Below are 12,430 nucleotides of genomic sequence, written 5' to 3' on the forward strand. Positions count from 1 at the left end.
GAAGAGCCCAAACCAGATCTCGTATGGGTTCAAAACCACCCACCCCAGTCTGAATCCGTGGATTGTTCGCTGTCATCGTCGCCGACGAAGAACAGGTCCTCGACGGCGTCCAGACCGCCAGCAAGTCCCTCACCGGGACTGACCTGGCCTTCGGTCGGGAGTGGTCGAGGCACGAATTGGTCGTCAGCTAGCTCGTCGATGTTCTCGGGCGCGGACCGTGCTTCGATACCGCCGCCAGCGAGAGCAACCACGAACTTGTTAATCCATCCGGGGTTGCTCGGCGTCGGTCGTTCACCGGCTCCGGTGTCGATATCCAGCCCGAGTTGTAGGTCGAGACCACCTTCCGTTTCCTCGTCACGGCGTGGTCGCTTCGGGCTCCGGGTCGAAGACTGCGTAACGCTGCTGGTCCACCATCCCCGTCCATCGCTTCCGGTTTGGGACGACCATTCGAAGATGCTGGTTCCGGAGCTGTCGAAGCCGGTCGGGGCCACCGTTGGGCTACTCGGTGCCTGTGGCGTGACCTCCGTGGGTTCCGGACTCGCCGCCTCTTCCGTCGGGGAAGTCGTTTGTCCACCGGTTTCGACCAGTTCAGCCCCGCCCTCACTATCGCCTCTCGACGACGACCCACCGGTCGCCGTTGTGAACTCCGTTGTGGTGGTGTTGGTCGTAGCTGTACTGGTCGAAGTCCCGCCTTCGGATGTCGCGGTCATCGAGGAGGATTCAATTTCGTCCAGTGGATCGGTGTAGTCCCCGACCACGTCGTTTTCCCACTCGACAGTCGTCCTCTGTCGGTTGGTCGTGATTCCTCGTGTGGACGTTTCCGAACCCCCGGAGCGCGTACCAGCCGTCGAACTACTGGTGCCAGCCATCACGTCTCCGAACACTAGGCCGTAGTTCGTCACGGGCGTTCCTGTTGGTGCCCCGGTTTCACCGAGCGGCGTGTATTCGGACTGTACTTCAGCCGCAGTCTTCACGCCGCTACTGGTTGTTGACGCGGTCTCCGCGCTCGATTTTTGTGCTGTGCGGCGGTAGAAATCAACAGGCGTGATTTCACCGCCAATAGTCATCGACCGGCTTGTGAATGGGACGTCGATTTCGCGCCCGCCGAATCGCACATTCACGGAAGGCCCTTCAGTTGTCCGAGCAAGCTGTGTTTCCGGGCCGAAAACTGCCTCTAGTTCGGTCGTTCGGCTACCTGTTGGCCGCACGTATGCGGTCCCGGGTTCTGCTTGCTGGTCGAGGAACTGGTAGCCCCCGGTTGTCTGGTCGGGTGCGACAGTGGTGTCGCCCGGGATTTGCTCGGCGAGCTTCTTCGCACGGCCACGTGACAGACCACGCTGAAGGACACCACCGTTTGCACCACGAACTTCGTATCCGGAGCCTTGCGCCCAGTCCGGCATCCCTTCAATCCGAGAGCTTTCGATTGCAGCGACTCGGTCGGGGGTGGTACTCAAGTCGGGTTTCCGTGGCCGCAGCGATTCTAGGGCACTCCGGGATGTCGATCCGAAGTTGGTGTTCCGGAGACCGACAGGGTTTGCGTCGGGGGCGGCCCACAGCCCGGGGAGTTCAGAGCCGCCTTCACGAACCCTGACCTCTCGCCCGAGTCGTTCCGGTGTCGTATGGTAGAGGACGCGCTCGGCGCCCGCGCCTTCTTGGATGATGTCTGGCTGTTCCGCAGCCCGCTCTCTAATTTCTCGGACCGCTTTTGACATCGGCGCGTCCCTCGAGGTCCGGAACTCGGGGACGTTCCCCTCCGCGCCGGCCTCGGTCGTGATTCGTTCCGCGTCGATTACTTTTCCGCGTCCAGTTCGGTACCCCTTGATTGCGCGCGCGCCGGCTTCTGCAGCAGGCGCAGCGAAGAGGGCTGCCGTCGAAAGAGGACGCTGCGTGGCCATTTTGACTTGGCTTTCAGCGACGTTCGATGCGATGTCTCCCGCACCAGTGATCTCCGAGGGAGTTTGTCCATCCGTCTTGACGTCCGGGTCTGTCGCGTCGGCAACGGTGCTTGGACCGACCTGCAGTCCCGCTCCGATCCCCATGCCGATGCCGCCGAGGATGCCGCCGACGACGTTGCCGGGAACGCTCCCGAGGGCTTCGTTGCCGACCTTTGGCCCCATGCCGTGGGTGGGACTGTTCTGCTCGATAGTACGGGCGGCGTTCGTGATGCTGCGCTCGGTGACTTCGCCGGCTTGGAAGAGGAGCGCACCGACCTCACTCGTCGAGGGAAGTCGCCCGCTCGTGATGTCCTCCCAGCCCTGTTCGGCGCGGGCAGCGAGGACCGCTTCCTTGTTCGCTCGTGCCTCAGCCGCTTCCTCATCGCTACCCACGACCATGTTTGCGTGTGGAGTGGTTTCGGTAGCGGACTCTCGGGCGGCGTTGATGATTGCGTCATCGAACGAGCCGGCGAGTGCGTCACCGACGCCAGCGAGGTCGCCTTCTCGAATTGATTCGAGGGCTTTGTCGCCCGACCGGAGGAATCCGGAAGCGACGTATTCTGTCCGTTCGCGCGGGCCAGCGCGGGGACCTGGTTGCTGATTGGACTGGAGGCGTTCAAGCCCTTCTTCAGTGAATTCGGGTTGTAGGCTACCGTCTTCCTCGACGAGCTCGTAGTCGCGGCCACGCTGGAGGTCTTCGTCGAAGGCGTCGTTGACTTGTGAGGCGAGGTACTGTTCGGAAGTGGTCGTGGTTCCGTCGTCGTCGATATCGCGTCCAGTCTCCGCTTCGAGGCGTTCCGGATCGATGCCTTCGCTACGAGCCTGTTCAGCGATTGCTTCGTTCGCTTGCTCGCGCTGTCGCTGGTCGTACTCCTCGGTTGTATCGACAGTGTACTCGCCGGATTCGTTGATGCCGACGTCGAAGTCCTCCCCGGCATCCGTACCGGGGTTGGCTTCTTCGACACGCTGCTCTATCTGAGCGATTGCGTCGTCGAACGCTGCGAAGTCGGTTGCGTCGGTGTTTCGCGCGAGCTCTCCACTCCCGGATGTCGCTGCCGCTGCGGCCGCGCGAAGGTCCTGCTGTGTTTGCGCGACCGCCTCCTGCCCCGACTCCGTGAGCGAGACATCAACAGGACTCCCCCCGGACTCTCCATTGCCGGATGCGTTCGTGGCGTCCGAGTTGTACGTAACTTCAAAGTCTTCCCCTGGTTCAAGGTCTCCAAGGTTGGACTCTTCAATTTGGCTGCGAACGAGTTCTTTCTGGCCGTACGGCGTGAGTTCTGTTTCTCCAGTTGTCGGGTCGTACGTGAACTCTTGGTCAATCTGGAGGTCCTGGGCGGTCTGCTCTCCCAGCGATTCCTCCAGGGCAGCCTGCCCGAGCTCTTCTTGCGACCCCCTCGATAACTCGCCGTCGACGAACCTCAGGTCGTCCTGTGAGACGCCCTCAACATCCTGCGCGATGGCTTCTGCGGCCTGCTCAGATGTTAACTGTGGGTTACCCCATCCTTCAGCGCTGTCGGCGTCCCCCGGCTCGCCTGTTTCGGGCGGGTCGGGACTGCTCTCGCCCCATCCTTCGGCGCTATCAACGTCGCCCAGCTCGCCCGTGTCCGGCGGATCGGACGGGTTGTCAGCGTCCTGGCCGTCCGAGCCTGTGTCCGTGCCTGTGCCCGTACCATCGCCTCCATCCTGGGGAGGAGTAGGCGGCCCTGGCTCAACTGTATTCAGGTCGCTGCCGCCATCGCTGCCGCCATCGCTGCCGTCATCCTGGCTTGGCGGGTCTGAGCCATCGGGCTGCGTCCCAGTAGGCCCCTGCGGGGTCGACGGCTCCGGCGCGTCGTTGTCGTCTGAGCCGCTAGAGTCGCCACCGCTAGAGTCGCTCGTATCATCAGAGCCGCCCGAGTCGTCGTAATCAACAGGGTCACTCGTGCCCCAATTTTCGGCGCTGTCGGCGTCCCCCGGCTCGCCTGTTTCGGGCGGGTCGGGACTGCTCTCGCCCCATCCTTCGGCGCTATCAACGTCCCCCGGCTCGCCCGTGTCCGGCGGGTCGGGACTGCTCTCGCCCCATCCATCGGCGCTGTCAACGTCATCGTCCGACATTAGAACCACCCCTTCATCGTTTCATCAGCACTACTATCGCTGGCAGCACCGAACGGGTCGGCGAATTCGAAGGGGTGTGAGTCCATGGGCGTGTCGTGCTCGTTTTCGTGGTCGATAAGTGCGGCAACAGTCATGTCGTGTTCAGCCTCCAGTTGTTCGGGGCTCCGACCACCGCGGTCAGAATCGTCTTCGTACGCGTGGACGAGCATATGACCGAACTGGGCGTCTTGCTCGGACGCCACATCCATCGGATCAAGACCGTCCGCGCGGAGATCCTGTCGGACCTCATCAGGCGTGTCGAGATGCTCTGGATTATCGTCCCAGTCTACGCCCTGGCCATCGCCTTCGTAGCGCGTCGGCTGTCCGACGTCGCCAGCGGCTGCGAACGACCACATCTCCATCTCGTTCGGAGTCGGGTCTATCGATGCCTTGAACGGCGCACCCGCGGTTGCAGCGTTCTGCGCTCGTGCGAACATCTCCTCGGTCCGAGTCTTCGGCTTGCCACGAGCAGGGCCGACAGTGTTGCCAACCGGCCCGGTTTCCCGAGCGCTTGCGGCGGCAGCTGCGGCTCGCTCCCGTGCTCGTGCAGCAGCCTGTCGCTGTTCTTCAGTCAGTTCGACGTTTTTCGCAGTCTCGCGAGCGCGGTCGGAAGCTCCAGAGGTCTTGCTCTGCACACTCTGGACGGCGGACTTGATGCGGTCTCGGAGACTCATAGGTCCTCAAGCACCTCCCAAAGGTCGCCGCGGCCAGCCTTCTCAGCCGCTTGCTCGAGCACGTTCTCGAGACTATCGTCCTCGATGAGCGTCCGCTCGCTGTAGTTCTCCTCGACGACGAGCCTAAACTGTGGACTGCGGCTACTCATGCATCGATCCCCTCGCTTCCCGAGTAGGGCTGTCCTGGCCTCGGAGCATCCGGGCGGTCCGCCGGCACCACCGTGACGAGGCGACCGGACTTAGCAACGAGATAGAGGTTCGTCCCGGCGTGGTACCGAATCTCGTCGCCATGCAAGTGTCGTGGGTTGACCGGTTTCGCGGTTTCCCAGGCGACGCGTGGGCCAATCCCGGGATTAGTCGTGCGTTCGAGCCAGCGGCGGCCGGCGTGCCGCGTGACGTCCACCCAGTCGTTGGTCGTTGTTGGCATGATTACATCACCTGTGAGGCCGCGTAGACCAGGAACAGGACAACAGTGATGACGATGAACGCCTGCGTGCCACTGATGTCCAGCTGGTCGAGGAAGCCCGGCTGCTCCGCCTCCGCCTCGAGGTTGATGATCTCCTGGAGGCGGTCGGCAGGCGCTGCTGGCATCACCGGATCCCGGAGATTCACCGGGTCAGCCTCGTTCTCCCGATGCATCGCAACCCATGCACCCGTCGTGGAGTCGGGCAGCATCGCTTCCTTCGGGAAGAGGTACGTCACCTCGTCCTCGCGGTCATAGTATTCGCCAGCACCCGTGCCGCGGTAGCTCGGCTTCACCCATTCCGGACTCTGTACCGAGGACCCGATGCGGATCCATTTCACGTACCCTTTCTCGGCGAGTCGCTGCTCTTTCCGACGACGCTGCCATGCTGAGAGCAGCCCCGCAATCCCGGATCGCGTATCGATTGGCTCGAGTTCGACTGCGTCACCGACGGTGCTGTCGTCAGCGACGAGCGGATCGGTCGCCTCATCAACCTCTTCGTCGATAGCTCGCTTGCGGCTACGGTAGTAAGCGACACTTCCGACGGTTATCGAGCCGAGCAGCACGCCGAGAAGTGCCGCGCCTGCGGCCAGCACCGTGGGAGGAAGCGTGTTAATCATCGGCGTGCACCTCCGAGCATCGACTCGACAACCTCTGATTCCGCGTCCCCACGGAGTTCCTTGATGCCGGTGAGGAAGTCGCGGATGAGTTCGGCGTTCAGCGACCGGCTGGTCTCGTGGTAGAACACGAGCACTTTCGCGTAGAAGCTCTGCCAGTCCAGATCATGGCCCGTCTTCTGGACGATTGCTTTGACCTGGCGGTCCGAGAGCACCCGGTCGGACTCGTTCATCTTCTGCCAAATATTCTCACCCTCCGTGCGGAGTTCTTTCGAACGGTGCTCGTCGTCGGGGTCGATTCCCGACGCCTGGAACACCTCGTCTTGGTCGTCGTCGTAGAATGTGATGCCATCCTGTGCGAGCTTGATTTTCGTCTCGTAGATTGCGCGCTCCAGGAGAATGCGCTGGAAGAGTTCCATCGCCTTCGCAGCGCGCCGGTAGTTCTTGATTTGGTCGTAGAAAATGCGCTCATTATAGTTCCCCTGCCCGAAGTTCGTCCCCATATCGAGGTCGGGGCTGGAGCCAATAACTTGCGCGTACGCGTCTAGCTCGTCGTTCCACTGTTCCTCGCCGTTCCCGTTGCTGTTCCCGTTCCCGCCGGTCGTGGAGTTGCGTGGCATTAGAAGCTCACCTCTTCGAGGTCGCGGATCATCAGGAGCGCCCCGACAATCATCTGGAAGCCGCCGAGTCCCAGCTGCCCGAACGCGGCCCCGAACTCGTCGGTGATAGAAACCCGGGAGCGCTCGTAGGAGACACGGCTCTGGTTGTTGACGTAGACGATCTCCGAGTCGTTCGCGTCCGTGACGTTTGCGACTTCCTCGTAGTCGTTCGTGATGACCTGGCCGGTGCGGTGCTCGACGTCAGTTAGTGCGACCGCGCCACCGGTTGCCATCACAATGGCCGCGCCGATCATCGCGATTGCGATGAGGGTGCCGCTCCGTTCGCGCGCGTAGAGAAGGTGGCCAAGGAGCCAGATGCCGAACCCAAGGCCAGTAAATGCGAGGAAGGGGACTAGCAGCATTTGCTATCCCCCGCTGAAATGTAGATACCGGACGAGGTGATGCCGACTTCCATCATAGGAAGTCGGTCACCTTCATTGCGACAGTGACGAACAGCAACAGCACGAACATCACGGGAATGAACCCCGCGATAAGTGCCGTGGTGCCCCCGCTCGCCTGGTAGGTGTAGCTCACTCGCAGCTCCTCGCCGTCCTGAATGAGGGTGCTGGAGTTGAGCGCCTGTAGTTCGCCCCTGTCGTAGTTGATCTCGTAGTCGGTCCCGCTCGTAGCTTCCACGTAGTCGCCCGACGAGTTTTGCGCGTAGACTGTTTCGCTCCCAGTGTTGACGCTGTATCCGTCGAGGTCGACGTATTCGCCACTTTCCGCGACGACCGTCTCGTTGGTGATGTTCTGTTCGCCAGTGTTGTCCTGCGCTGCAGTCATCACTGGCTGGAGAAACAGGAATCCGACGATGACGGCGACCGTCACGGCGACAACGATTGTGGGGGTATTCGAAGCCATTTGTCACTCCATGAGAGTGGGTTACGTCCGCCGCATGATCGGGGCGGCCGTGGCGACGAAGACCATCAGCACGAGCATCACGGGAATGAACCCCGCGATGAGTGCCGTGGTACCCGTCAGGTTGGCGTCCGCGATCACGTCGTTCATGATCGGCACACCAACACCCACGCCCACAATCGCGGAAATCGTCACCCCGATGATGAGGCCGACAAGGTTGCCTGCCCCTGTCTGTGCTCGCTCGCCGCGTGCGTACTTTGCCTCCTGGGCCTTGACAGCGGCCTTGCTCCCAGTCGGGAAGAACCCGGCAAGGAACATACCGAGGGCGACGAAGTTCTCAACGAACTCGTCTTTGAAACTCATATTTTGTTTCACCTCCTACCAGTCCCTTCGGTTGACGTGCGCAAATAGCGGACGTTAGGTATGTAGAATTCTGTACGTACAGAACCAGACACAACTGGTCGCGCGTTTTAACGTCCCAGACATACATTAACATAGTATGTCACACCCAGAGGGGAAACCGGACGGGCGCACGATATTCGATATCGTCTCCAACGGCTACAACCGCAAAGTAACAGAGCTTGGAACCGGGACGCTCGGCGTCAGTATCCCGAAGGATATCGTCGACGACAAAGATATCGAAAAAAGCGACGAGGTCGTCGTGCGTGAACACGACGATAACGATCGGGTCGTTGAACTCCACTTTGGAAGCGAGGATAATGAGTAGTCACCAGCTCGAAGGCGGCGACGATTCAGACGGCAGCGAGAGTGGTCCTGACTGGGACGGCTACTCTGACTACGCGTATGTCTCCTACCAGATCTCCAGTGCTATCGACAACGCTATCGACTCGTTCTCCAGCCTCCAGTCACTCCACGACGAGAACTCCAAAATCAAGGCTCAGCAAGCGGCAAACGCTCGCCAGCCGATTCTCTCAGCTGCGATGCGACTCCTCCCCGAACTGGAGAAGCAACAGGACGCCAACGAGAAGTACGCGAAAATGGTCGAGGAGTGGACAGAGGACGGCGTTGACGAGCAGGGATACATCGACGCCCTGAAAGAAGTAAACCTCCAGAGTGAGTGTCCGCCCTGGCTCTATGATTTCGTCCTCGACCTGCGGCGCGCCGGCTGGGAGCTCGGCTACCTCCAGGCCGGCCGCTACGAAGACGACGAGGATGAAGACGACGCTCACGCGAGTGCGCGTGAAATGCTCAAGGATATCTACGAGTCAAAATGAGTGTCACAGAGACCCAGACACCGGACGGCCGGTACGTCCCGCCGACCTCGATGGCCGACCTGCACGCCACCCTCAAAGCCCTCTACGAAGACGGCACGCAGGATGACTGGGACCGCGTTATTCTAGTCATCGGCGGTGAAGGCGTCGGGAAGAGCACGCTGATGCAGGAGATAACCTCGCTCTGGAAGGATATCAAAGGCGAGAGCGTCACCGCCGAGAGCGTGCTTAATCGCATCGTGTACGGCGGCCGGCGGGAGTTCAAGGAGATGCAGTCGCAGAGCGAGCCCGAGTCAATCATCACCGTCCAGGACGCCGCGCGCGTTTTCCATAACCTTGAGACGCAGACTGGTGAGCAGCGCGATCTACAGAAAGACATGCTTGACATTCGGGTGCAGAACTACGTCTTCGTGTTCGGCTTCCAGGACTGGGACGATATCCCTCGTTTCCTCGCGAAGCGCCGTGCGAAGAACGCTCTCGTTATTCCACGCCGCGGCTACGTGAAAGGCTACAACCGCGAGCAGATGGACGTGAAACGCGAGACTGACGAGTGGCCCGATCCGGTTTTCCGAAATTACTTCCCGAGCCTCGAGGGCTTCGACGTCTGGGAGGAATTCCAGAGTCGAGACTACGATCACAAAATGGAGCGCGTCGATGCCGGCGACGAGATGGACGCCGACGACGTCTACTGGAACGTCCAGTGCAAAATCGCGCTTCGGGCCGTGAAACCGTGGAACGAAGAAGAAGGGCTCACCCAGAAAGATACCTCAAAAATCATCGATTTCTCGGACACCTGGGTGAGCAATCGCATGGATGAGTGGGATCAAGGCCATCACCGCGAGCTATTCGACGAAAAGGAACTGGATGCAATCCAGAACACCACGACGGTGAGTGCTGATGCGTGAAAACACCCCCAACTTGATTTCGCAACCTCAGGAATCATGGCAAGGCGGCGAGGTCGCCGAAGAAAATCAAGAAGATTGTGGTGGGCATTTAGTATATGTGTACGCGCGTCAACGACGAGGAGGAGCAGCGGACCCCACGGCCAGCGGCGGCCGGAGCGGCCGCCAACGCACGCGTACAACAATACAGACAGCAACGGAGGTGGGGAGTCGATGACCAGCCGAGAGCTGACGATCTCCTACCGGGAGGCATGCCGGAACTACGGCTACGGGTTCACGCTCGGAGCGTTCATGACCACGACGTTCCTCGCAGTCTTCCTCGAGTGGACTACCGTCGCACAGGGTACAGTCAGAATGCTGTTCCTGATGGTGGCGGTGATCGGATGCACGACTGGTCTCGCTGCGAGGTACCGGCCGGTGTGGTTCTACGAGCTGCTCGAAGGCCCGTACCACGAGGACGAGGATGCGGACGTCGAGGAGGTTGATGGATAGCATGAGCGGGCTGCTCAGTCGGTTCTTGGAGTGGCGCCGAAACCTACTGACGCCGGAGCACGTCGAGAAGGCGAGCCGCCGCGAGCGCTGGAAGCGCAGCCTCTGGATGCTCGTCACAACCATCGCGACAGTCAGCCTCGGCGCCAGTCTCGCACTCGTGCTATCCCGGGCTGGCGCCCCGATAGAGTTCGTCTGGATTCCCTCGCTCGTGCTTGCATTCGTCGTCGACGCGTACGTCGTCTTCCCGTGGGGCGTGGACCGCTTCAACCTCGTCGTCCCCTGGCAGTTCCGGGACGCCGAAGCCCGAGGTTAGTAGGCGAAAGTCTGGGGATTGATGCAGGACGCTGACCCCTGAAATTGACCGAGTCACCGACTCGACGACACCACGGACTACGCGACCGCACTGTTTCTACTGGAAACGTCCGAGAACACGGGGAAGAAGAACAGAGACGCCGCTACGCAGTACGCGAATCCGACCGAGAAAACTAGCTGGCGTTAGTCGGGCGGCGGCTGGTCGCGCCGAGCCAGCGCTTCCAAGAACACCTTCGCTCGTACCGGCGGCCGGTCCTCACGATAGTCGTCGCTCCACTCTTGCACGAGCAGATTCATCACCGCCCACGAGTCGTACAACATCATCGCAAGCATCCAATAGAACCGCCGTACGCCGAGGTCTCGACTCGTGGTGCGAGCCAAGAACTGGTATTTCACCTGCCGAAACGCCGTCTCAATCGACCAGCGCTGGCGGTAGCCTTCGGCGACGCCCCAGACGGTGTTCTCCGGGCTGTGCGCGACCGGATTCTCGTCCGGGTCGATACCCACGCTCTCAATCTCCTTGTTCGTGATGAAGGCCGCGTACTCGATGTCTTCGGCCGGCTTGTGGTCTTCCAGCGTCGTCTGGCCCTCCGACTGGACGTCGAAATCGTCGAGGCCGGACTGCGAGTGTTCGTCGTGCATCGTCTCACCTCGCTTCACACCAATCTGCCCGCGCTTCTCGACGCCAAACAGCGTGGTGCTGGACTCCCGGATGCCGCGTTGCGCGCCGGTCCCGGTCCGCATCGTGTACTCCGTCCAGTCCGCGCGCCCCGTGAACTCCTCCAGTTCGTCCTGTACGGCGGAGGTGTGCGGCTTCTTGATGACGTAGTCCTCGCCGATGTGGTTGATGTACCGCGTAATCTGCGTCGTCGCAAACGCCGCGTCCGCGTACACGCACTCGATGTCAACGAGGTCGCGGCAGCGGTTGATGAGGTACTTCACGGCCTTGAAGGTCTTATCGCCGGGTACCATCGACACGTTCGCCAGCACCACGCTGCGGCCGTTGATGATGGCGTTCGCGGAGATGTCCTTCCAGCCGTAGTCCGTCTCGAAGTATTCCTCGCGGTAGACACCGTCAGGCCGCTGGTCTGCGCCGTTCGGGTGCTTGTGCCAGTTCCGAATGCTGCCGTCGATGCAGATCGGGACCGACTCGTCGAGGAGACCTTCCTCGTCGAGCTGCGCAACGAGGCGGTCGATGCCTTCCTCCAGCGTGGAGTGCCAGTCCTCGGTGCCACCGTAGTCGGCGGTGAGGTCTACGCTCCAGTCGAAGGCTTCGCGTTGGAGGTCGCGGTCGCTGGCGTACTCTTCGCGGCGTGGGTCCGCTCGCGGCTTCACCCACTCCGTGTCACCGTCTACGACCACTTGGTCGCGCTCCTTGTTCCTGACCGCCCGCCGGAACGTTTCCGGCGAGAATACGTCTGCGTCGTCGCTGGCTTCCTCAATCCAGAAGCGTTCCGCGCCCTGCTCGGCAAACGTGTTTCGCCGGGCGAGATAGCCCGCGAACTCGGTGAGAGAATCGGCGTCTACCAGCGTGTTGTCGGCGCGCTCGAAGTCTACGATGTCTTCGAGGATGCCTTCGACGCGCTGGTACGCCCGATTCTTTTCGGCGTCGGAGACGAGCGGTCGGTCTTCGACGTCGAGGGCGAGCAGCGGGTCCACCTCGGGCAGCGAGTTCGCGTCGAGGCGGGCGGTGATGTCGTGCGCTTGCTCGGTGATTGTGTCTCGGAATCGCTGTGAGAAGCGGTTCTTCCACGCGTACGAGAGCGTGGTGTGGTCGGGAACGGAGTCGAAGCCGAGTTTGGTGGCGACCTCGGGGTTTGCGGTGAGGTGGCTTTCGAGGTCGTGGAAGGAGTCGATGTGGGCGTGGATGATGCGGTAGGTGTGCGCGTAGACGACGTGCGTCGGATTGTACTGCGAGGTGCCGTCGTAGTGGTCCTGATGCCGCAGTACGCCCCGTCCGTACTTGGCGACGTAGGTGGCGATAACTTCGTTGGGGTCGGGGTCCGGCTCGCGAGAGTCCCGCGTCTGCGGCCCGGGTCGTTCCCGGAGGGCTTTCGGCGGGACGGGTTGCGAGTCGGGCACACCGCTCTAGAACTGGGTTGATGCCCTTAAAGGTCAGGTACCGAATGCGGGAGAAAATACAAGACAGCG

The 12,430-nt window shown here is 61.4% G+C and carries 14 protein-coding genes; 5 read left to right on the plus strand and 9 right to left on the minus strand.

Translation table 11 applies throughout. The features are described from left to right. Positions 1 to 29: 29 nt before the first annotated feature. The 8 genes from AVZ66_RS05010 to AVZ66_RS05040 all read right to left on the minus strand — a co-directional run bounded on the left by AVZ66_RS05010 (position 30) and on the right by AVZ66_RS05040 (position 7,704). Positions 30 to 4,031: a hypothetical protein gene (locus AVZ66_RS05010; protein WP_058982399.1), complete on the minus strand. Its 4,002-nt coding sequence runs from the start codon at positions 4,029 to 4,031 to the stop codon at positions 30 to 32. Further along, positions 4,031 to 4,744, minus strand: a complete 714-nt coding sequence (locus tag AVZ66_RS16150) for a hypothetical protein (protein ID WP_157575607.1) — start codon at positions 4,742 to 4,744, stop codon at positions 4,031 to 4,033. The genes AVZ66_RS05010 and AVZ66_RS16150 overlap by 1 nt, the downstream gene beginning before the upstream one ends. Beyond that, on the minus strand, positions 4,741 to 4,893 hold the full coding sequence (locus AVZ66_RS16155) for a hypothetical protein (RefSeq protein ID WP_157575608.1): 153 nt from the start codon (positions 4,891 to 4,893) through the stop codon (positions 4,741 to 4,743). Before AVZ66_RS16155 ends, AVZ66_RS16150 begins: the two co-directional genes overlap by 4 nt. 280 nt (positions 4,894 to 5,173) lie before the next feature. Next, positions 5,174 to 5,827 carry a hypothetical protein gene (locus AVZ66_RS05020; protein ID WP_058982403.1) on the minus strand — a complete coding sequence of 218 codons (654 nt, stop codon included), beginning with the start codon at positions 5,825 to 5,827 and terminating at the stop codon, positions 5,174 to 5,176. After that, positions 5,824 to 6,444: a hypothetical protein gene (locus tag AVZ66_RS05025; protein ID WP_058982404.1), complete on the minus strand. Its 621-nt coding sequence runs from the start codon at positions 6,442 to 6,444 to the stop codon at positions 5,824 to 5,826. The genes AVZ66_RS05020 and AVZ66_RS05025 overlap by 4 nt, the downstream gene beginning before the upstream one ends. After that, a complete protein-coding gene (locus tag AVZ66_RS05030; RefSeq protein ID WP_058982406.1) occupies positions 6,444 to 6,845 on the minus strand; it encodes a hypothetical protein in 402 nt (133 codons plus the stop codon). The genes AVZ66_RS05025 and AVZ66_RS05030 overlap by 1 nt, the downstream gene beginning before the upstream one ends. 52 nt (positions 6,846 to 6,897) lie before the next feature. After that, positions 6,898 to 7,344, minus strand: a complete 447-nt coding sequence (locus AVZ66_RS05035; RefSeq protein WP_157575609.1) for a hypothetical protein — start codon at positions 7,342 to 7,344, stop codon at positions 6,898 to 6,900. 21 nt (positions 7,345 to 7,365) lie between these two features. Then, the gene (locus AVZ66_RS05040; RefSeq protein WP_157575610.1) at positions 7,366 to 7,704 is read right to left on the minus strand and encodes a hypothetical protein; all 339 of its coding nucleotides are present in this window, start codon (positions 7,702 to 7,704) and stop codon (positions 7,366 to 7,368) included. A gap of 136 nt (positions 7,705 to 7,840) precedes the next feature. Between AVZ66_RS05040 and AVZ66_RS05045 the strand changes: the two genes are divergently transcribed. The 5 genes from AVZ66_RS05045 to AVZ66_RS05065 all read left to right on the plus strand — a co-directional run bounded on the left by AVZ66_RS05045 (position 7,841) and on the right by AVZ66_RS05065 (position 10,280). Continuing rightward, on the plus strand, positions 7,841 to 8,068 hold the full coding sequence (locus tag AVZ66_RS05045; RefSeq protein WP_058982412.1) for an AbrB/MazE/SpoVT family DNA-binding domain-containing protein: 228 nt from the start codon (positions 7,841 to 7,843) through the stop codon (positions 8,066 to 8,068). Beyond that, positions 8,061 to 8,576 carry a hypothetical protein gene (locus tag AVZ66_RS05050; RefSeq protein WP_058982414.1) on the plus strand — a complete coding sequence of 172 codons (516 nt, stop codon included), beginning with the start codon at positions 8,061 to 8,063 and terminating at the stop codon, positions 8,574 to 8,576. Before AVZ66_RS05045 ends, AVZ66_RS05050 begins: the two co-directional genes overlap by 8 nt. Continuing rightward, a complete protein-coding gene (locus tag AVZ66_RS05055; protein WP_058982415.1) occupies positions 8,573 to 9,478 on the plus strand; it encodes a hypothetical protein in 906 nt (301 codons plus the stop codon). The genes AVZ66_RS05050 and AVZ66_RS05055 overlap by 4 nt, the downstream gene beginning before the upstream one ends. A 210-nt stretch (positions 9,479 to 9,688) precedes the next feature. Continuing rightward, positions 9,689 to 9,967, plus strand: coding sequence for a hypothetical protein (locus AVZ66_RS05060; RefSeq protein WP_058982418.1), 279 nt, complete (start codon positions 9,689 to 9,691; stop codon positions 9,965 to 9,967). Position 9,968: 1 nt separating this feature from the next. Then, entirely contained in the window at positions 9,969 to 10,280 is a 312-nt protein-coding gene (locus tag AVZ66_RS05065) for a hypothetical protein (RefSeq protein WP_058982419.1), read from the plus strand. 182 nt (positions 10,281 to 10,462) lie between these two features. Here the strand turns inward: AVZ66_RS05065 and AVZ66_RS05070 are convergent, their stop codons facing one another. After that, on the minus strand, positions 10,463 to 12,361 hold the full coding sequence (locus AVZ66_RS05070) for a transposase (RefSeq protein WP_058982422.1): 1,899 nt from the start codon (positions 12,359 to 12,361) through the stop codon (positions 10,463 to 10,465). Between the last annotated feature and the right edge of the window lie 69 nt (positions 12,362 to 12,430).

The organism is Halobacterium sp. CBA1132 (genome assembly GCF_001485535.1).
Lineage (GTDB): Archaea > Halobacteriota > Halobacteria > Halobacteriales > Halobacteriaceae > Halobacterium.

Excerpts from the sequence above, each read along its gene's own strand:
- AVZ66_RS16150 (WP_157575607.1), bottom strand. The coding sequence starts at position 4,744 with ATGAGTCTCCGAGACCGCATCAAGTCCGCCGTCCAGAGTGTGCAGAGC.
- AVZ66_RS05025 (WP_058982404.1), bottom strand. The coding sequence starts at position 6,444 with ATGCCACGCAACTCCACGACCGGCGGGAACGGGAACAGCAACGGGAAC.
- AVZ66_RS05030 (WP_058982406.1), bottom strand. The coding sequence starts at position 6,845 with ATGCTGCTAGTCCCCTTCCTCGCATTTACTGGCCTTGGGTTCGGCATC.
- AVZ66_RS05055 (WP_058982415.1), top strand. The coding sequence starts at position 8,573 with ATGAGTGTCACAGAGACCCAGACACCGGACGGCCGGTACGTCCCGCCG.
- AVZ66_RS05065 (WP_058982419.1), top strand. The coding sequence starts at position 9,969 with ATGAGCGGGCTGCTCAGTCGGTTCTTGGAGTGGCGCCGAAACCTACTG.
- AVZ66_RS05010 (WP_058982399.1), bottom strand. The coding sequence starts at position 4,031 with ATGTCGGACGATGACGTTGACAGCGCCGATGGATGGGGCGAGAGCAGT.
- AVZ66_RS05020 (WP_058982403.1), bottom strand. The coding sequence starts at position 5,827 with ATGATTAACACGCTTCCTCCCACGGTGCTGGCCGCAGGCGCGGCACTT.
- AVZ66_RS05035 (WP_157575609.1), bottom strand. The coding sequence starts at position 7,344 with ATGGCTTCGAATACCCCCACAATCGTTGTCGCCGTGACGGTCGCCGTC.
- AVZ66_RS16155 (WP_157575608.1), bottom strand. The coding sequence starts at position 4,893 with ATGAGTAGCCGCAGTCCACAGTTTAGGCTCGTCGTCGAGGAGAACTAC.
- AVZ66_RS05060 (WP_058982418.1), top strand. The coding sequence starts at position 9,689 with ATGACCAGCCGAGAGCTGACGATCTCCTACCGGGAGGCATGCCGGAAC.
- AVZ66_RS05045 (WP_058982412.1), top strand. The coding sequence starts at position 7,841 with ATGTCACACCCAGAGGGGAAACCGGACGGGCGCACGATATTCGATATC.
- AVZ66_RS05040 (WP_157575610.1), bottom strand. The coding sequence starts at position 7,704 with ATGAGTTTCAAAGACGAGTTCGTTGAGAACTTCGTCGCCCTCGGTATG.
- AVZ66_RS05050 (WP_058982414.1), top strand. The coding sequence starts at position 8,061 with ATGAGTAGTCACCAGCTCGAAGGCGGCGACGATTCAGACGGCAGCGAG.